Origin of the sequence: Streptomyces sp. NPDC046925, assembly GCF_040644915.1 — a bacterium.
In the GTDB taxonomy this organism is placed as follows: domain Bacteria; phylum Actinomycetota; class Actinomycetes; order Streptomycetales; family Streptomycetaceae; genus Streptomyces.
In genome coordinates this window covers 329,343-347,255 of the sequence record NZ_JBEYWZ010000007.1, presented here as the reverse complement: position 1 = coordinate 347,255, position 17,913 = coordinate 329,343, and the positions used below count along the sequence as shown (strand labels likewise).

The window sequence follows — 17,913 nt, the reverse complement described above, 5'->3', positions numbered from 1 at the left end:
TCGCAGTTCACGTAGATCATCGAGGGTGGGAACAGCTGTGCAGCGGCGCGCGACAGGACTGACCGCGGCGATAGCCGCACTGGGCATGGCGGCGACGCTCGCCGGCTGCGGCGGTCCCGCCGACTCCGGCGACGTCACCCTCAAGCTGGTGGCCGCCGACTACGGCGACTCCAAGGACAACAGCTCCCAGAAGTACTGGGACGAGCTCGCCGAGAAGTTTGAGGCCAAGAACCCCGGCATCAAGGTCGACGTCGACGTCTATTCGTGGACCGACGTGGACCGCAAGGTCAAGGAAATGGTCAAGGCGGGCGACGCCCCCGACATGGCCCAGATCGGCGCGTACGCCGACTACGCCGCGCAGGACAAGCTGTACCGCACCGAAGACCTGGTCTCCATCGCCACCCAGGCCGACTTCATGGCCCCCCTCGCCGAGGCGGGCGAGGTCAAGCGCGTCCAGTACGGCATGCCGTTCGCCTCCTCCACGCGCCTGCTCTTCTACAACCAGAAGATCTTCAAGGACGCGAACCTCACCCCGCCGCAGAGCTGGACCGACCTGGCCGCCGACGCCAAGGTCCTCAAGGAACGCGGCGTGAAGATCCCCTACGCCCTGCCGCTCGGCTCGGAAGAGGCGCAGGCCGAGACGATGCAGTGGCTGCTCAGCGGTGGCGGCGGCTACACCGACAACGTCGGCACGTACGACATCGACTCCGCGCAGAACGTGAAGACCTTCACCTGGCTGAAGGACGACCTGGTCGGCAAGGGCCTCACGGGCGCCACGCCCCCCGCCGAGCTCGACCGCGCCGAGGCCTTCGCCGCCTTCACCCGCGGCGACGTGGGCATGCTCAACGGCCACCCCACGCTGATGCAGATGGCCGCGAAGAAGGGCGTGAAGTACGGCATGGTGCCGATGCCCGGCGTGAACGGCCACGCGCAGGCCACGATGGGCGTCGCCGACTGGATGATGGCCTTCAAGCAGCGCGGCAACCGCGAGGAGATCGGCAAGTTCCTCGACTTCGCCTACAGCACGAAGAACGTCCTGGACTTCTCCCGCGAGTACGACCTGCTGCCCGTGACGACCTCCGCCGCACAGGAGATGACGGGCAACAAGAACGACAAGGCGCTCGCCGAGTTCCTCGACGAACTGCCCACCTCGCAGCTGTACCCCGTGGGCAAGACGTCCTGGGCGCGGGTCTCCGTCGAGGTCAAGAAGTACATCGGCAAGGCCGTCGGCCCGGACGGCAATCCGCAGTCGATCCTCAGCCAGATCCAGACCAAGGCGGCGACCGAGGAGAACTCGGAATAGCGTGTCGGGCATGAGCCATGGCACGGACGACGCTTTCCCGGACACCGGCCTCTCCGAGCGTGATCGCGCGATCCTCGCCCTGGAGCGGCGGGACTGGGCGGCCGGTCCCGGAGCCAAGGAGCGCGCCGTCCGTGAGCAGCTCGGTCTGGTGCCGGTCCGCTACTACCAGCTCCTGAACGCCCTGCTCGACGATCCCCGCGCCCTCGCGCACGATCCGGTGACCGTCAACCGGCTCCGGCGGGTCAGGGAGTCCCGGCGCGGGGAGCGTTGAGCGTAGGGTCGGGCCCATGGGTGACCCTGAGTACTCTCCCGAGCTGCCCGAGCCCGTGACCTCCGCCGGGCGCGAGGGTCTTGCCGCGCTTCTCGCGCGGCCCGGGCAGGCCGTGATCGCGCTCGACTTCGACGGCACGCTCGCGCCGATCGTGCCCGATCCCGAGCAGGCCCGCGCCCATCCCGGCGCCGTTCCCGCCCTCGCCGCGCTCGCGCCGAAGGTGCGCTCCGTCGCGGTGGTCACCGGGCGGCCCGCGGGTGTCGCGGTGCGGTACGGCGGCCTTGCGGGGGTTCCCGGCCTCGAACACCTCGTCGTGCTCGGGCATTACGGTGCCGAGCGCTGGGACGCGGTTTCCTCTGCGGTTCATGCGGCTGATCCGCACCCCGGGGTGGCTGCCGTGCGGGCCGAGTTGCCCGGGTTTCTGGACGGGATCGGGGCGTGGCGCGGTACGTGGATAGAGGAGAAGGGGCGGGCGGTCGCCGTCCATACCCGCCGGGCGCGGGATCCGCAGGCCGCGTTCGAGGCGCTTCGTGAGCCTCTCGGTGAGTTGGCTTCCCGGCACGGGCTGATCGTCGAACCGGGGCGGCTTGTCCTTGAGTTGCGGCCGCCCGGTATGGACAAGGGGGTTGCCCTCGCGGAGTACGTCCGTGAAGTGGGGGCGGAGACCGTCGTGTACGCCGGGGACGACCTGGGCGACCTCCCCGCTTTCGCGGCGGTGGAGAAGCTGCGTTCTGATCAGGTGCGGGGGCTGTTGGTGTGCAGTGGCAGCTCTGAGGTCGCAGAGCTCGCCGAGAGGGCGGACCTGGTGGTGGACGGCCCCGAGGGGGTCGTGACCCTACTCACCTCGCTTGCAGCCCGGCTTCCCTGACCAGAAAGGCTTAGTCCCCAACCCCGCCCCTTCCCAAAAACTCGCTCGGCGCGAGGGCCTTGTGCGTACCGTCATCACCGGCTTCGCCGAGTTCGTCCTCAAACGCCGGACGGGCTGAATGGGCCGGGGGTCTGGGGGCGGAGCCCCCTGCGCGGCGCAGCCGCCAATGGATACAGCCGGGAAGGGGCGGGGTTGGGGATGAAAAAAGTCAGTTCCCCAGCGCCCTCAGCTGGTCCAGGAACCACTGGGACGGGGGGAGGGAAGTTGCCGCCGCAGCGAGCCGCTTCGTGCGTTCCGCGCGTTCCGCGAGAGGCATAGTCAGCGCCGAATGCAACGCCTCCGCAGTGGCCGTCACGTCGTACGGATTCACCACCACCGCATCCTCGCCCAGCTCCTCGTACGCCCCCGCCTCCCGGGACAGGACCAGCGCGCACCCCTCGTCGGAGACGACAGGAACCTCCTTGGCGACCAGGTTCATCCCGTCCCGGATGGGGTTCACCAGGGCCACGTCGGCGAGACGGTACGCCGCGAGCGAGCGGGCGAAGTCGTCCTTGACGTGCAGGACGACCGGCGTCCAACCCTCCACCCCGTACTCGGAGTTGATCTCGTCCGCGAGCCTCTGCACGGAGGCCGTGTAGTCGCGGTACACCGCGAGATCCTGCCGCGACGGATACGCGAACGCGACATGCACGACCCGCTCCCGCCACTCGGGCCGCGTGGCGAGCAGCTCGCGGTACGCCTGCAACCCCCGCACGATGTTCTTGGAGAGCTCGGTCCTGTCGACGCGGACCACTACCTTCCGGTCGCCCCCGATCTGCTCCCGCAGCGCGACGAGCCGCTCCTCCACGTCATCCCGCCGCGACCGCTCCCGCAGGAAATCCGCGTCGGCCCCGAGCCCGTGCACCCCGATCCGCGTCCCCGACGTACCGCCCAGGATCGCGACGCAGCAGTCGCTGAACGCGTCCGCCCACCGCCCCGTCAGGAACGCGGCCCGGTCGGCGCCCAGGATGCCGCGCAGCAGCTGTTCGGAGACGTCGTCCGGCAGCATCCGGAAGTAGTCGACCGGCGCCCACGGGGTGTGCGAGAAGTGGCCGATGCGCAGGTCGGGGCGGAGTTCGCGCAGCATCCCCGGCACCAGGGCCAGGTGGTAGTCCTGGACGAGGACCGCAGCGCCCCCGGCCGCGCTCTCGGCGAGCGCCTCCGCGAAGGCCCGGTTGTAGGTCTCGTACGACGCCCACTGCGCACGGAACTCCGGGCCGAAGGCCGGTTCGAGCGGCGTCTGGTACAGCATGTGGTGGACGAACCAGAGGACCGAGTTCGCGATTCCGTTGTACGCGTCGGCGTGCACCCGCTCATCGATGTCGAGCATCCGTACGCCGGGCTCGCCGACCCCGCGCCGCACGGCCTCGCGGTCGCCGTCGCCCAGGGCCGCGCACACCCACAGGGCGGCCTCGGAGTCGCCGATCGCGCTGAGCCCGGAGACGAGTCCGCCGCCGCCCCGCTTGGCCGTCAGCTCCCCGTTCTCCTCCAGGGCGTACGAGACGGGGCCGCGGTTGGACGCGACGAGGACCTGCGCTGCGGCGTGCTCGGAGACCATGTGCGCAACCTAGCCCTTCCGGGAAGGGCTCAAACGTACGGCTAGTTCCGTCTGCTCCGTGCCGCCGCCACCGCGAGCGCGCCCAGGACGCACAGGGAGATCGCGAGGCCCGCGTACAGCATCGTGTCCGAGTCGCTGCCGGCCTTGGCCAGCTCTCCCCGCACGGTCTGCTGCTCGTCCGCTCGCAGTGTCGCGCCGTGACGCACCTCCGCGGATGCCGCGGTCCCGGCTGTCGTGGTCGCCGCTGTCGCGAGCGCGGGCACGGCCGCTCCGCCGAGCAGTAGTCCCGCCATGAGGCCGACCGTGGCCACGGTCATGCCACCGATACGTCGCGCGCTTCCCCTTGCATGTCTTTGCCGCATAAGTGGGGAATGTAGACAAAATGCCCGGCGAAGAGCGGTTACGCCACGCGGCGGGCCGTGTACTCCGCGACCCCGGACATCGGCGGACGCTCCTCCGTGTCGACCGAATGGGTCCGCGGTTCGAACCCCTGCTCGCCCCGTTCGAACTGTATGAGCTCGGGGCGTACGAGATGGCCGCGCGCCAGGCGCAGCTGTGCCGTCCGGTAGATCGCCGCGGCCATCCGGCCGAGCGCCTGCCCGTCCTGGTGGCGGTGCTTGCGCACCCCGACGTCGACCTGCGCGAGCGCGTCCAGGCCCACGGTGTGCAGCGCGTCGACGAGCAGCCCGAGCTCCACGCCGTATCCGACGGGGAACGGCAGCCGCTCCAGGAGGGATCTGCGCGCCGCGTACTCCCCGCCCAGCGGCTGCACGAATCCGGCGAGTTGGGGCCAGTGCATGTTGAGCAGCGGGCGCGCCATCAGCTCGGTGACCCGGCCGCCCTGGTCGTCGGTCCCGGCCAGCGGGCGGTCGTACATCGCCTTCACGAAGTCCACGTCGGGCTCGGTCAGGAGCGGGCCCACGATCCCCGTCACGAAGTCCGCCGAGAACTCCCGCAGGTCCGCGTCGACGAACGCGACGATGTCGCCGCCGGTCACCAGGAGCGAGCGCCACAGGACCTCGCCCTTGCCGGGCACGGCCGGGATGCGCGGCAGGATCTCGTCCCGGTGCACGACCCGCGCGCCCGCCGCCCCGGCGACCTCGGCCGTACGGTCGCGGGAGCCGGAATCCACGACCACGAGTTCGTCGACGAGGGGGGTCTTCTCGATCAGCTCGCGGCGGATCTCGGCGACGATCTCGCCGACCGTCTCCTCCTCGTCGAGCGCGGGCAGGACGACACTCACCGAGGCTCCCGACGCCCGTTTGGCGGCGACGAGCGCGCTGAGCGGGCGGTCTGCGACGGACCAGGAACGCCTGGTCAGCCAGCGCTCGGCCTCTTCCAGCACGGGTGGCTCCTCCTGTGTGTGACCTACATGTGATCCATCTCGCGGTTCGGACGACTATCTCAAGGGTCCAGGCCGTCGGTTACAGTCTTGAACAACGCCGATGACCATCGCATGCCGGGGTCATCGCGCGACAAATGCCCCGGGCCCCTGAAGCCCGGCGCCATACCGCTCATCCAGAGGGGCAGAGGGATACGGCCCGTTGAAGCCCCGGCAACCATCCCGCCGACCGCGCACGCGAGGTCTCGGTGGGGAAGGTGCCAATTCCGTCTCGCGGCGAGATGCGTCGCGAGGAAGATGAGGAGAAAGGGCCTCGCCTCCATGGCTGCGCAGACTGTCGCAACGAACGACACCACCACCTCCACCACGACGTCCACGGGTTCTGTGGACCTCGGCCCCGCGTCCGGCCTCTCCTGCCGCGAGTGCGGTGAGCTCTACGCCCTCGGCCCGATCTTCGCCTGCCAGGCCTGTTTCGGCCCGCTCGAAGTCGCGTACGACCTGCCGACCGGTGACCCCGAGGCGCTCCGCAAGCAGATCGAGTCCGGCCCGGACAACATCTGGCGCTACGCCCCTCTCCTGCCCGTCCCGGCGGACGTCGCCGAGAAGCCCAACCTCAACCCTGGTTGGACCAAGCTCGTCAAGGCCGACAACCTCGCCCGCGAGCTCGGCGTCGAGCAGGGCAAGCTGTTCGTCAAGGACGACTCGGGCAACCCGACGCACTCCTTCAAGGACCGCGTCGTGGCGCAGGCCATCGAGGCGGCCCGCGCCTTCGGCTTCACCACGCTCTCCTGCTCCTCCACCGGCAACCTCGCGGGCGCCGTCGGCGCCGCCGCGGCCCGCGCCGGCTTCCGCTCCTGCGTGTTCATCCCGCACGACCTGGAGCAGGGCAAGGTCGTCATGGCCGCGGTGTACGGCGGCGAGCTCGTCGGCATCGAGGGCAACTACGACGACGTGAACCGCTTCTGCTCCGAGCTCATCGGCGACCCGCTGGGCGAGGGCTGGGGCTTCGTGAACGTGAACCTGCGGCCGTACTACGGAGAGGGCTCCAAGACCCTCGCGTACGAGATCTGCGAGCAGCTGGGGTGGGTCCTTCCCGACCAGCTGGTCATCCCGATCGCGTCGGGCTCTCAGCTCACGAAGATCGACAAGGGTCTCAAGGAGCTCATCAAGCTGGGGCTCGTCGAGGACAAGCCCTACAAGATCTTCGGCGCCCAGGCCGAGGGCTGCTCGCCGGTGTCCACCGCCTTCAAGGCCGGGCACGACGTCGTGCGCCCGCAGAAGCCGGACACCATCGCCAAGTCCCTCGCCATCGGCAACCCCGCCGACGGGCCGTACGTCCTGGACATCGCGCGCCGTACGGGCGGTGCGGTGGAGGACGTGAACGACGAGCAGGTCGTCGACGCGATCGAGCTGCTCGCTCGGAGTGAGGGGATCTTCGCGGAGACCGCCGGGGGTGTGACGGTGGGCGTCACCAAGAAGCTGATCGACGCCGGTCTCATCGACCCCACGCTCACCACGGTGGTCCTGAACACCGGTGACGGGCTCAAGACGCTTGACGCTGTCGCCGAGACCTCTCAGGCGACCGCGACGATCAAGCCCAACCTTGACGCGTTTCGCGCCGCGGGTCTTGCCGGTTAACCGCCGTAGGGCCTGAGCCTTGTTTCCGGCTGCGGACCGTCGTGGCTGGTCGCGCAGTTCCCCGCGCCCCTGACGGGGCGCCCCACGCCCCCGAACTACCGAGGTGATCCCCATGAGCGTGAACGTTCGTATCCCCACCATTCTCCGCACCTACACCGGCGGTCAGTCCGAGGTCGCCGCCGAGGGGGCGAACCTCTCCGAGGTCATCGCCGACCTGGAGAAGAACCACGCCGGTATCGCCGCTCGCGTCCTGGACGACCAGGGCAAGCTGCGGCGCTTCGTGAACGTCTACGTGAACGACGACGACGTCCGCTTCGAGCAGGGTCTGGAGACCGCCACGCCGGACGGCGCGGGTATCTCGATCATTCCCGCCGTCGCCGGTGGTTGATTCTTTAAAGAAATACCCTGCGTAATCGGCTTTGCCCCCTCCGCGAGAGAAGTGGAGGGGGCAATTCCATGTGGTTGAGCGCGGTACAGTTGGGAAGCAAGCTTCCCCGTTTGTGCCGAGCGCATATACGAAGTCGCCCCGAGGCCGACCAGAAGTAGCCAATGTGCACTGCCCATTTGCCCCTCTCGCGGCATTTGTCCGGCCCGACTTGCCCTGAACTCCGGTAAATCCTCCGCATATTTCCGATCAGGCGTGCCCAGAATTCTCGTCTGATTGACCTGTTGCAGAGGGCAGTTGGACAGATACATTCAGCCGCGGTCGACGCGTTCCGGCGCACGCCTCCACAACCCATTGGGGGGGTGAGGTCTGACCCGGGTCCGCGAAGTGCGGGTCCGTGCAAGGGCCAGTAATAGGGGAGTTAGGCATGGCTCAGGGCACCGTCAAGTGGTTCAACGCGGAGAAGGGGTACGGCTTCATCGCGGTCGACGGTGGTGCGGATGTATTCGTCCACTACAGCGCGATCCAGATGGACGGCTACCGCACCCTTGAAGAAGGTCAGCGAGTTGAGTTCGAGATCTCGCAGGGCCAGAAGGGTCCGCAGGCGGACATGGTCAAGCTCGCCGTCTGATCTCGGCGCGATCGGCCAGCGACTTAGCGAGTGACGAGGGGCCCGTATCCCGACAGGGGTACGGGCCCCTCGTGCGTCCGGCCGTGCGCCCCGCACCGCGCCCTGGACGCGCCCCCCTCGTACGTCCGGGATCCACCAGAGGCGCTTGCACTCGTAGGGGTCGAGTGCTAATCATTGGGCTTAGCACTCTCCGAGTGAGAGTGACAGAACTTGGATCGGGTCGGTGAGGCCCGCACGCCGGGTGGGGCAAGGAACCACAAGGCTTGCAGGCCGTCCGTCGCGGGCACCGATGCGATCCGGAGCATGCCACCCCTGTCCGGGAGGACCACTTCACATGGCCAAGATCATCGCGTTCGACGAGGAGGCACGGCGCGGCCTCGAGCGCGGCATGAACCAGCTCGCCGACGCCGTCAAGGTGACCCTGGGCCCCAAGGGTCGCAACGTCGTCCTCGAGAAGAAGTGGGGTGCCCCCACGATCACCAACGATGGTGTTTCCATCGCCAAGGAGATCGAGCTCGAGGACCCGTACGAGAAGATCGGCGCCGAGCTGGTCAAGGAGGTCGCGAAGAAGACGGACGACGTCGCCGGTGACGGCACGACGACCGCGACCGTCCTGGCGCAGGCGCTGGTCCGCGAGGGCCTGCGCAACGTAGCCGCCGGTGCCAACCCGATGGCCCTCAAGCGTGGCATCGAGAAGGCCGTCGAGGCCGTCTCGGGCGCCCTGCTCGAGCAGGCCAAGGACGTGGAGACCAAGGAGCAGATCGCTTCGACCGCCTCCATCTCCGCCGCCGACACCCAGATCGGCGAGCTCATCGCCGAGGCCATGGACAAGGTCGGCAAGGAAGGCGTCATCACCGTCGAGGAGTCGCAGACCTTCGGTCTTGAGCTTGAGCTCACCGAGGGCATGCGCTTCGACAAGGGCTACATCTCGGCGTACTTCGCCACCGACATGGAGCGTATGGAGGCGTCGCTCGACGACCCGTACATCCTGATCGTCAACTCGAAGATCTCGAACGTGAAGGACCTCCTTCCGCTCCTCGAGAAGGTCATGCAGTCCGGCAAGCCGCTGCTGATCATCGCCGAGGACGTCGAGGGCGAGGCCCTGTCGACCCTGGTCGTCAACAAGATCCGTGGCACCTTCAAGTCCGTCGCCGTCAAGGCGCCCGGCTTCGGTGACCGCCGCAAGGCCATGCTCGGCGACATCGCCATCCTCACCGGTGGCACCGTCATCTCCGAGGAGGTCGGCCTCAAGCTGGAGAACGCCGGTCTCGACCTGCTCGGCCGCGCCCGCAAGGTCGTCATCACCAAGGACGAGACCACGATCGTCGACGGCTCCGGTGAGAGCGACCAGGTCCAGGGTCGCGTCAACCAGATCCGCGCCGAGATCGAGAACTCGGACAGCGACTACGACCGCGAGAAGCTGCAGGAGCGCCTGGCGAAGCTTGCCGGCGGTGTTGCGGTCATCAAGGCCGGTGCCGCGACCGAGGTCGAGCTCAAGGAGCGCAAGCACCGCATCGAGGACGCCGTTCGCAACGCGAAGGCGGCCGTCGAAGAGGGCATCGTCGCCGGTGGTGGCGTGGCGCTGCTGCAGGCCGCCGCCGTCTTCGAGAAGCTGGAGCTCGAGGGTGACGAGGCGACCGGCGCCAACGCCGTGAAGCTCGCCCTGGAGGCCCCGCTCAAGCAGATCGCCGTCAACGGCGGCCTTGAGGGCGGCGTCGTCGTCGAGAAGGTCCGCAACCTCACCGTCGGCCACGGCCTGAACGCCGCGACCGGTGAGTACGTCGACATGATCGCCGAGGGCATCCTCGACCCCGCGAAGGTCACGCGCTCTGCCCTGCAGAACGCCGCGTCCATCGCCGCGCTGTTCCTCACCACCGAGGCCGTCATCGCCGACAAGCCGGAGAAGGCGGGCGCTGCCCCGGCCGGCGGCGGCATGCCGGGCGGTGACATGGACTTCTGATCCTCCCGGATCAGCGGTTCATCGCTTCACGCGAACCGAGGGCGGCACTCCTTCTCACGAAGGGGTGCCGCCCTCGGGCGTTGCCAGGGCATAGGCGATGCCCTCGTTGATGTCGGCCTCCAGACCCTTGCGGAAGGCGGCGTCGTACGCCAGGTCGCCGATGGCGTCGCGGACCCGGCGCTCGCAGGCCCGGCGGGCGGCCACGAGGTCCAGATTTCCCAGCTGCGCGCCACCGACCGAGCGCCACAGGACATCGGCGATTCCGAGCAGCCGCGCGGTCTGCTCGGGATCGTCCATGGCCGAGGTCAGAATGTCGATGCTCAGGGCGGCACCGAGGATGTCGTGGAGCCGCCATTTGATCGCCAGGCCGTCGCGGGCGTGCCGCACCGCCGACGCCGGGTCGCCGTTGCCGAGAGCGGCTCCGGCCAGCAGGTAGAAGGCGAAACTGCGCATCCACTGCTCGCCGTGCCGCTCGCACTCCTCGCGCAGGGTGCCGGCGGCCGCGGCGGCTCGGTCGAAGTCGCCCAGACGGAGATGGGCGAAGGTCACGGTGGCGAGCAGGAGGAGTTTGACGGCGGGTGAACCGCCGCCGCAGCCGGGGGAACCGGCCGCTCGTGCGACAAGGCCGAGTGCTTGCGCCGACCGGCCGCTCAGCGTCAGCCAGGTCCCTTCGAGGTAGCGGGCGGCGTCGACCGCCGCCGGATCGCCGAGCCGGTCCGCCAGCGGGTTGCAGAGGTTCACCTGCCGACCGGTGGTTTCGAGGTCGCCCTGCGTGAAGGCCACCACGCCCAGGGTCCACAGAGCCCAGAAGCGTTCCGGCTCGGGGCCGGGACCGGGGGACTTGGCGAGGGCACGGTTCACGTAGTGGCGGCCTTCGCGCTGGAAGCCGCAGCAGAACCAGAAGAACCAGAGGCTGCCCGCCATCTCAAGGCTGTCGCGCGGGTCCGGGTCGGCCAGGCAGCACTCAAGGGCGGCGCGCAGGTTGGCGTGCTCGGCCGTGCAGCGTTCGTACCAGGCCACCTGGTCGGGACCGGCCCACTCCCGGCCGCCGGTGCGGGCCAGCCAGCGGTAGTAGTCCCGGTGCCGCTCCAGAAGGCGTTGTTCCTCGCCGAGGTTGCGCAGCCACTCCTCGCCGTACTCGCGGACCGTGTCCAGCATCGAGTAGCGCGGGCCGCGCCGGGTTCGCGTCGACCGCAGGAGCGACTTGTCCACCAGCGCGGAAAGGAGCCCCCCGATCTGCCCGCTGCCGAGCGGGCCGCCGGCGCAGACCAGTTCGGCCGCCTCCTGCTCGAAGCCGTCGGCGAAGACGGAGAGCCGGGCCCAGAGCAGGCGCTCCTGCGCGGTGCACAGTTCGTGGCTCCAGCCGATGGCCGTGCGCAGGGTCTGGTGCCGGGGGTCGCTCTCGCCGGTCCACCGGCCGGGAGAAGGGGAGTCGAGGGCTTCGTAACGGTCGTGCAGGCGCTGTCGGAGTGTGTCGAGGTCCATCTCGGGCAGGCGGGCGGCGGCCAGTTCGATGGCGAGGGGGATGCCTTCCAGATGGGCGCAGATCTCCGCGACCGCCGAGCCGTACTCGCCGGGGACGCCCGCGCGTTCCGTGAACAGCAGCGCCGCGTCGGACGGCCCCGGGCCGAGGGCGGCGACCGGCAGCGGCGGCACGACGATCGCCTGCTCGCCCGCGGCGGCCAGCGGGCGGCGGCTGGTGGCGAGGACGTGTACGCCGGGGGCCGCGGCGAGGAGGGTGCGCACGAAGTCCGCGCAGTCGGCGGCCAGGTGCTCGCAGCAGTCCAGGATCAGCAGCAGCTTCTTGTCGGCAAGCCAGTCGGCCACCACCTCGATCGCGGGCCGGGTGCTCTGGTCGGCCAGTCGCAGGGCTTCGTACAGGGCGAGTGGCATCAGGGCCGGTTCGTGCAGCTGGGCGAGTTCGACCAGCCACACCCCGTCGGGGAAGCGGTCCCGCAGTCCGGCTCCCGCGCGCCGGGCCAGGCGGGTCTTGCCCACGCCGCCCACGCCGGTCAGCGTCACCAGGCGGGCGTCGCTCACGGCTGCCGCCACGGCCCGCAGCTCGGCCTCGCGTCCGACGAAACTGGTCGTCTCGGTCGGCAGATTGCCCGTCTGCGGACCCTGCCCGGATTCACTCATGGTGGCCTCCCCGTCCGGCCGCCCGGGCTCCTTCGTCCCGACGGCCGCCGATACCCGATCGTGAGTCTGCTCTCCGTCACGGTCATGAGCCCGCGGATGTCGCGAGATGCCCATTTCCACGGCCAAGACGCTCGCTTCACCGCATTTCGGCGTCAGGCCCGGTCATCTGCCGCCCACTCCGATCAAGCGCCCCTGGGAGGGTGCGCGCGTAAGTCATAGTGACCGTTTAGTCGTCACGGAGCGTGAATACCGGGGCGGGGGCCGGGCCATGCCCGTCGGCATCTGGGGCCGGGAGGCAGACATGAGGAGATGGCGCAGCCGCAACAGCCTGTTGGCGCTCGCCCTGGGGGGCAGTCTCCTCCTCGCCGCCCTCGCCACGTCCGTCAGCGGCCGGCCGGCTGGGGTCGCCGTGCTGCTGATCGGTCCGGTCCTGACCAGCATCTGGTCGAGCGTGCGGCGTACGGCGGTGGTGACCGGCTGGACGCTGCTGCTCGCGACGTGCGACGGTCTCGTGCGGCGCTTTGTCGTCTCGCCCGCCTTCGGCCTGGAGTTCGCGGTCCTCGTGGCGGGCGGGTGGCTTGCCGTCCGCAACGCCGCCCGGCACGCCGAGCGCGAGGAGGCCCTAACCCGGGTCACGGAGGTGGCGTGCGCCTCGCAGGGCGCGCTGCTCCGGCCGCTCGCGGTCGAGGTCGGCGGCATCGAGGTGTGCACCCGGCATCACAGTCCGGTGCGGGAGGCCTCGGTGTGCGGGGACCTGTACGACGTCGTCCGCACCCCGTACGGGACGCGGCTGCTCGTCGGTGACGTGCGGGGCCACGGCCTGGAGGCGCTGCGGATCACCGCGGCGGCGCTGCGGGCCTTCCGCGACCTCGCCTATGTCACCCCCGGCCTCGCCGACCTGGCCACGGCCGTGGATGCCCGGCTCGCCCCCGACCTGGGGTCCGAGGACTTCGTCACCGCCGTGTTCGCCGAGTTCACGCCGGGCGAGGTCCGCCTGGTCAACTGCGGCCATCCGCCGCCGCTCCGGGTCGGCAAGTGCGTCAGGCTCCTCGAACCCCCGCAGCCCGCGCCGCCGTTGGGACTGCGTACGGCACCGCAGGCGCACCGCGTCTACCTCCAGCCGGGCGAGCGCCTGCTCTTCTACACGGACGGCCTGAGCGAGGCCAGGAACGGCGAGGGCGTCGAGTTCCCCCTGCTCCCGCGTGCGGCCGAGGCGCTTGCCGAGCCGTCGAACTCCGACGCGCTCGACGCCCTGTACGCCCTCGCGATCGCGCACACCGGCCGCCCGCTCACGGACGACATCGTCCTCGTCCTGTGCCGGGCGACCGGTGTCACGGGGGCTCCGCTGCCCGCCTGCCCCAGGGAGGGGATCAGCCCGGCAGCCGGTCCATGATCCAGGTGCAGAGTTCCTCGGTGACCAGGGTGTGGCCCTCGTTCTGACCGGCGCAGCGGTACTCGTCGAGTTCGCTGTCCCCGGACTTCTCGGGGAAGGGTTGGTACAGCTTCTCGTGGGTGTCGATGTCGCGCAGGGCGACCGCGCTGACGGCGGGCACGAAGCAGTGCTCGCGGATCTCGGCCTCCGCGCCGAGGCCGATGATGGCGGGGATCTTGTCCAGCTCGTCGGCGAGGATGCCGAAGCCCTCCAGGGTGCCGCCCGGTGCGCCGTCGATCACCGGCAGGTACGAGGTGCGGATCTGCGGCCTGCGCAGGGTCACCACCCTTAGCTGCGCGACGAGTTGGTCCTCGCCCGCGGGCTGCGTGTAGAGGTGGGTGCCGGTGATGGCCAGGCCCCTGCCGCGGAACGCCTGCTCGCCGGGGGCGATGCCGTTACCCGCGCCCGTACGCACGCCGTTGGCGACGCCGATCTTCTTCGGCCTGCGCGGCCAGCCGCCGACCCGCTCCAGCTCGGCGAGGAACTCGACGCGCTCCTTGTCGGTCTCCGGGGTGTCGCCCCACTCGGAGATGTGCTGCCACAGGAGCTGGCGGGCCGCCGGGCTGTTCATCTGGTTCGAGAAGGCCGCGTTGAGGCGCCGGATGTAGTGCGCGAACGACTGGAGCGCGATCGGGATCCAGGCGCCGCGGTGCGGGCTGTCGAAGGAGAAGTACAGCTCGGTCTCGTGCTCGACGTCGTCGTGCTCCATCCTGGCCAGCGCGTACCGGGTGACCAGACCGCCCATGCTGAAGCCGCCGACGGTCAGCGGGTGGTTGCCGGTGCGCCGCGCGATGGCCTCCTGGATCGCCGACTTGGCGGCCTTGGCGTTGTCCAGGATCGAGGCGCTGCGCTCGTCGAAGCCGAGCAGCACGACGTCGTACCCGCGCCTGCGCAGTTCGCCGATGAACGGGTACGGACCGCGCTCCAGGATCTCCCACGAGAAGTCGAGGTCACTGGGCCCGGTGTTGAAGCCGTCCGCGATGATCACCGGCTTGGCGAGTCCCCGCCCGGCGTCCGCGAGGTACACCCACGCCTTGCCGTCGGGTAACGCCCACTCCTGGTCGGGGGCGGGAGCGGCCTCGGTGACCTCCCGGGGTCCGGGCGCCAGAGTGACGCGGGCGGCGATCCCGAAGGCCTCGGCGATCTGCTCCTCGTCGGGCTGGTCGGTGTCGTTGAACTCGGGCATGAAGGATCCCCTCCGGTGGTGCGGCTTCGATGACGGCGGGTGGGCAGGTGCCATCCTCGGTACGCGCGGTGGCCGTCGAAAGACGGTCACCGTGATTCACCGCAGGAGCGTGGGCCTTTCGGACAGGGGGACGTTGGCCGCTTTCGCCTGTGCGGTACGGGGGCGGGAACCGCCGGGCCTGGGGAAGGGGGCAGGCGCCGGTTACGGGTGTGCCGGGGCGGTGTTCGACTCGGTCAGCTTCCGCTCGCCGGAGCCGCGGAAGGATGTCGCGAAGGCGACGTGATCACGCGGGCGGTGCGGACGGTGGAGGAGTGAGGAGGGCGCGGGCGGCATGGAGGATGCCGACCGCGCGGGGGAAGTCCTTGAGCTGGACGAGCAGCGAGTCCAGCGCGGGGAGCAGGCACAGCGGCGGGACGCCGCGGGCCGCCAGGATGTCCGCGGTCCACGTGATGAACCTGGTGAACAGGCCCTCGTCGTCGACGTAGACGGCCGTGGCGAGGTAGCCGACGATGAAGTCGATGTCCTCGACGGTGCGTTCCATTTGGTACTCGCTGTAGCCGCGCATCTCGGGGAAGCCCTCTTCGACGTCGGCGAGCGTCTGCTTGACCAGCTGCTTCTTGGAGCGGCGGATCATCGTGTACTCCTGGTCGCCCAGGTGCGGCAGGTCCAGATCGGGCAGCCGGGCCGCGTGCTCGCCGGGCTGCGGCAGGCTCATGTCGAGCAGGGTGGCCGCGCCGCGCGCGTCCTTGGCCCACTCGGCCCGCATCGACCGCGCATAGCGGCCCTCCGGACCGAACGCGGCCCCTCCGGCGAGTACGGGAACGCCGACGCTCTGGCATGAGGTGATCGCGTTGTGGGCGCCGGGCAGCAGCGTCGGGATGGACGAGGAGAGCAGTACCGCCTGCGCACGGGTGCGCTGCGCGTGCGCGACCAGATACTCGGTGGGGACCTGCGCCCCGAGATAGTCGACACGCCAGCCGCGCAGCCGCAGCACCGCGCTGAGCAGGAGTGCGGGCAGCGCATGCCACTCGCCGTCGACGCACGAGACCAGGACCCTTCCGGTGAACGGTCCGAAGAGGGCGGGAGCGGTGGCGTCGGCGACGGCCGCCACGCACCGCTCGCTGATCGCCGTGGCCGCGTGTTCCTGCGCCACCGTGATCTCGTTGGCCGCCCAGGCCGAACCCACCCGCTCCTGTGCCGGTGCGATCAGTTCGAGCAGGACGCGCTCGCCCGCGGCGCGGACCTCCTCGGCGGCTGAAATGTCCATGTCGTGCGGCTGCTTGAGCTCTGCCACGCCGAGCGCACGGCGCACGACGGCGATGGCGCGGATCTCGTCGCACTCGTCGAGCGCTTGCCACAGTTGTGCACGCGACTCGGTGAGGGAGTCGCTCTGTCGGTCACCGTTCACGGGGTTTCACCTTTTCCGGAGTTGCACTTTCTCGATCGTCGAACGTTTGCCGCGGGGCGCGCCGATCGCCAGTACGGCCATGTCGTCGTGCCTGCCTTCGCCGACCCACTGGGCCACGACCATCTGCACGCGCTCGGTGATCACCTCGGCGGGCCTCCCGGCGCACCCGGCGAGGACGGCGCGCAGCCTGTCCTCGCCGAACATCACGTCACCCAGCGGCCCGCCGTACGCTTCGGTGATCCCGTCGGAATACAGCAGGCAGACCTCGCCCGGCCGCAGAGTGACCTCCGCGGTCCTGAACTCCAGGTCGGCGAAGGCGCCGATCAGCGTGCCCATGGTCGGGACCTCTTCGACGCGGCCGTCGGCGCGCACGACGAGCGGGGCGGGGTGGCCCGCGCTGGACACGCGCAGCCGCACCCGCGAGCCCTGGCGCACCGCGGTAACCAGGACCAATGTCACGAAGGGTGTCTGCTGCGAGGAGAGCAGAGCCTTGTTGAGGAGGGTGAGCAGGCGGGCGTGGTCGGCGGCGAACGGCACCAGCGCCCTGAGCATGTGCCGGACCCCGCCCGCCGTGACGGCCGCCTCAAGTCCCTTGCCGCACACGTCACCGAGGACCGCGACGGTCTCTTCCTCCGGCGCCTCGCCGGGATACAGGTCGTAGAAGTCGCCGCCGATGCGTTCACCCCCCACCGAGGCCCGGTAGCGCCCGGCGAAGCTGATGCCGTGCACCCGGTCGATGGCGGGCGGCAGCAAGTCCCGCATCATCACCTCGGTGACCTCCGCCTGACGGGCGTAACCGCGCGCTATCGACAGGGCGGCGCCGGCGCGTGCGGCGAAGAGCTGTGCGAAGGACTCCTCGTCGGCGGTGAACGCCGCCTCCTGACGGCGGCGCAGCAGAATGAGGCATCCTGCGGGCACACCGTGCCCCGGCAGCGGCACCACGACCACCGAACCGATGTCGGAAGCGTCGGCCACGAAGCCGCCGGGCATCGCCCAGGACGGCATCTGGTGGGGATCGATCCAGCAGGAAGCCACCGCGGGCAGCCCCAGCAACGCCTCCGCCAGGCCCGGCAATTGCTCGGGATCCAGGGCGATGCGCTCCTGCACCACCGGCCCGCGGGCGGCACAGCGCGTCACGGGGTATCCGTGCCCGTCGCCCGTCCCCACGACGACCGCCGCGTCCGCCAGATGCCGCGCCGCCCGCTGCGCCGTCACCGCCATGCAGCGCTCCAGGTTCAGCGAGGCGAGCAGCTCGGACGACAGCTCCTGGAGCAGGCCCGATCTCGCCCGCTCCCGCACCAACTCCTGCGCGGCGCCCGCCGGAACGCTGTCGCCGACCAGCCACCAGGACACCGCGCCGTCCGCGCCCGGCCCGGCGAGCGCCTTCACGGGGCGCCCGCCGATCCGGCCGCTTGCCCACGCCGGGGGCTCATCACCCCCACCGCCGACCGGCCGCAGATGGGCCTCGGTCAGCCATGCGGGCGCGATGTCGCCCAACGCGACACCGACGTCGATCCGCGGCAGCAGAAGACCGGCCTGTTCGTTGTGTGACAGCACGATGCCGTCCGCGTCCACCGTGACCACCGGGTAGGGGTCACGGCGCTGCGCGGCAGCTCTTACACCACGAGACCTCTTCTGCTCCGGCACGGAGACCATCACCGTGGAACCCACTGGCGCGGGCCCCCACCACCCCCCACCCACTCGAAGCCAGGGGGCTTTACGTTACCGACGGCATATGACTAGTGACTGTAGT

At 70.1% G+C, this 17,913-nt stretch carries 15 protein-coding genes and 1 riboswitch; of the genes, 8 read left to right on the top strand and 7 right to left on the bottom strand.

The annotated features are described in order from the left end of the window. Positions 1-37 precede the first annotated feature (37 nt). From ABZ906_RS28480 to otsB, 3 genes are read left to right on the top strand one after another with little or no spacing between them, the layout of a single operon-like run. The gene (locus ABZ906_RS28480; protein ID WP_361194691.1) at positions 38-1,303 is read left to right on the top strand and encodes an extracellular solute-binding protein; all 1,266 of its coding nucleotides are present in this window, start codon (positions 38-40) and stop codon (positions 1,301-1,303) included. Positions 1,304-1,313: 10 nt separating this feature from the next. Then, positions 1,314-1,574, top strand: a complete 261-nt coding sequence (locus tag ABZ906_RS28475) for a DUF3263 domain-containing protein (RefSeq protein ID WP_361194426.1) — start codon at positions 1,314-1,316, stop codon at positions 1,572-1,574. 16 nt (positions 1,575-1,590) lie between these two features. Next, on the top strand, positions 1,591-2,442 hold the full coding sequence (gene otsB / locus ABZ906_RS28470; protein ID WP_361387359.1) for a trehalose-phosphatase: 852 nt from the start codon (positions 1,591-1,593) through the stop codon (positions 2,440-2,442). Between the two features lie 208 nt (positions 2,443-2,650). On the opposite strand, the gene ABZ906_RS28465 is transcribed toward otsB, so the two are convergent. The 3 genes from ABZ906_RS28465 to ABZ906_RS28455 all read right to left on the bottom strand — a co-directional run bounded on the left by ABZ906_RS28465 (position 2,651) and on the right by ABZ906_RS28455 (position 5,384). Continuing rightward, on the bottom strand, positions 2,651-4,039 hold the full coding sequence (locus tag ABZ906_RS28465) for a trehalose-6-phosphate synthase (RefSeq protein WP_361387356.1): 1,389 nt from the start codon (positions 4,037-4,039) through the stop codon (positions 2,651-2,653). A 41-nt stretch (positions 4,040-4,080) separates the two neighbouring features. Continuing rightward, complete coding sequence (locus tag ABZ906_RS28460; RefSeq protein ID WP_361387353.1) at positions 4,081-4,356, bottom strand: hypothetical protein; 276 nt, start codon at positions 4,354-4,356, stop codon at positions 4,081-4,083. A gap of 83 nt (positions 4,357-4,439) precedes the next feature. Then, a complete protein-coding gene (locus tag ABZ906_RS28455; protein WP_361387350.1) occupies positions 4,440-5,384 on the bottom strand; it encodes a glucosyl-3-phosphoglycerate synthase in 945 nt (314 codons plus the stop codon). A 166-nt stretch (positions 5,385-5,550) separates the two neighbouring features. Further along, positions 5,551-5,685: riboswitch (SAM riboswitch) on the top strand. A 17-nt stretch (positions 5,686-5,702) separates the two neighbouring features. Between ABZ906_RS28455 and thrC the strand changes: the two genes are divergently transcribed. The 4 genes from thrC (at position 5,703) to groL (ending at position 9,995) form a co-directional block, all read left to right on the top strand. Beyond that, positions 5,703-7,019: a threonine synthase gene (thrC, locus tag ABZ906_RS28450; RefSeq protein WP_361387347.1), complete on the top strand. Its 1,317-nt coding sequence runs from the start codon at positions 5,703-5,705 to the stop codon at positions 7,017-7,019. Positions 7,020-7,131: 112 nt separating this feature from the next. Then, positions 7,132-7,407: a MoaD/ThiS family protein gene (locus tag ABZ906_RS28445; protein WP_361194437.1), complete on the top strand. Its 276-nt coding sequence runs from the start codon at positions 7,132-7,134 to the stop codon at positions 7,405-7,407. A gap of 424 nt (positions 7,408-7,831) precedes the next feature. Next, entirely contained in the window at positions 7,832-8,035 is a 204-nt protein-coding gene (locus tag ABZ906_RS28440) for a cold-shock protein (RefSeq protein ID WP_005315736.1), read from the top strand. A 334-nt stretch (positions 8,036-8,369) separates the two neighbouring features. Continuing rightward, on the top strand, positions 8,370-9,995 hold the full coding sequence (gene groL, locus ABZ906_RS28435; RefSeq protein WP_361194440.1) for a chaperonin GroEL: 1,626 nt from the start codon (positions 8,370-8,372) through the stop codon (positions 9,993-9,995). Between the two features lie 54 nt (positions 9,996-10,049). On the opposite strand, the gene ABZ906_RS28430 is transcribed toward groL, so the two are convergent. Further along, positions 10,050-12,134: a hypothetical protein gene (locus ABZ906_RS28430; protein ID WP_361387344.1), complete on the bottom strand. Its 2,085-nt coding sequence runs from the start codon at positions 12,132-12,134 to the stop codon at positions 10,050-10,052. Between the two features lie 301 nt (positions 12,135-12,435). Here ABZ906_RS28430 and ABZ906_RS28425 point away from each other — a divergent pair, with 301 nt between their 5' ends. After that, positions 12,436-13,527: a PP2C family protein-serine/threonine phosphatase gene (locus ABZ906_RS28425; protein WP_361387341.1), complete on the top strand. Its 1,092-nt coding sequence runs from the start codon at positions 12,436-12,438 to the stop codon at positions 13,525-13,527. Here the strand turns inward: ABZ906_RS28425 and ABZ906_RS28420 are convergent. The 3 genes from ABZ906_RS28420 to ABZ906_RS28410 form a co-directional block, all read right to left on the bottom strand. Next, positions 13,505-14,752 carry a hypothetical protein gene (locus tag ABZ906_RS28420; protein WP_361387338.1) on the bottom strand — a complete coding sequence of 416 codons (1,248 nt, stop codon included), beginning with the start codon at positions 14,750-14,752 and terminating at the stop codon, positions 13,505-13,507. The two genes, ABZ906_RS28425 and ABZ906_RS28420, sit on opposite strands and share 23 nt — an antisense overlap. A 283-nt stretch (positions 14,753-15,035) precedes the next feature. Continuing rightward, positions 15,036-16,160: a cobalamin B12-binding domain-containing protein gene (locus ABZ906_RS28415; RefSeq protein WP_361387335.1), complete on the bottom strand. Its 1,125-nt coding sequence runs from the start codon at positions 16,158-16,160 to the stop codon at positions 15,036-15,038. Positions 16,161-16,166: 6 nt separating this feature from the next. Continuing rightward, positions 16,167-17,816 (bottom strand): GAF domain-containing SpoIIE family protein phosphatase, encoded by a 1,650-nt coding sequence (locus ABZ906_RS28410; RefSeq protein WP_361387466.1) that lies wholly within the window; start codon positions 17,814-17,816, stop codon positions 16,167-16,169. Between the last annotated feature and the right edge of the window lie 97 nt (positions 17,817-17,913).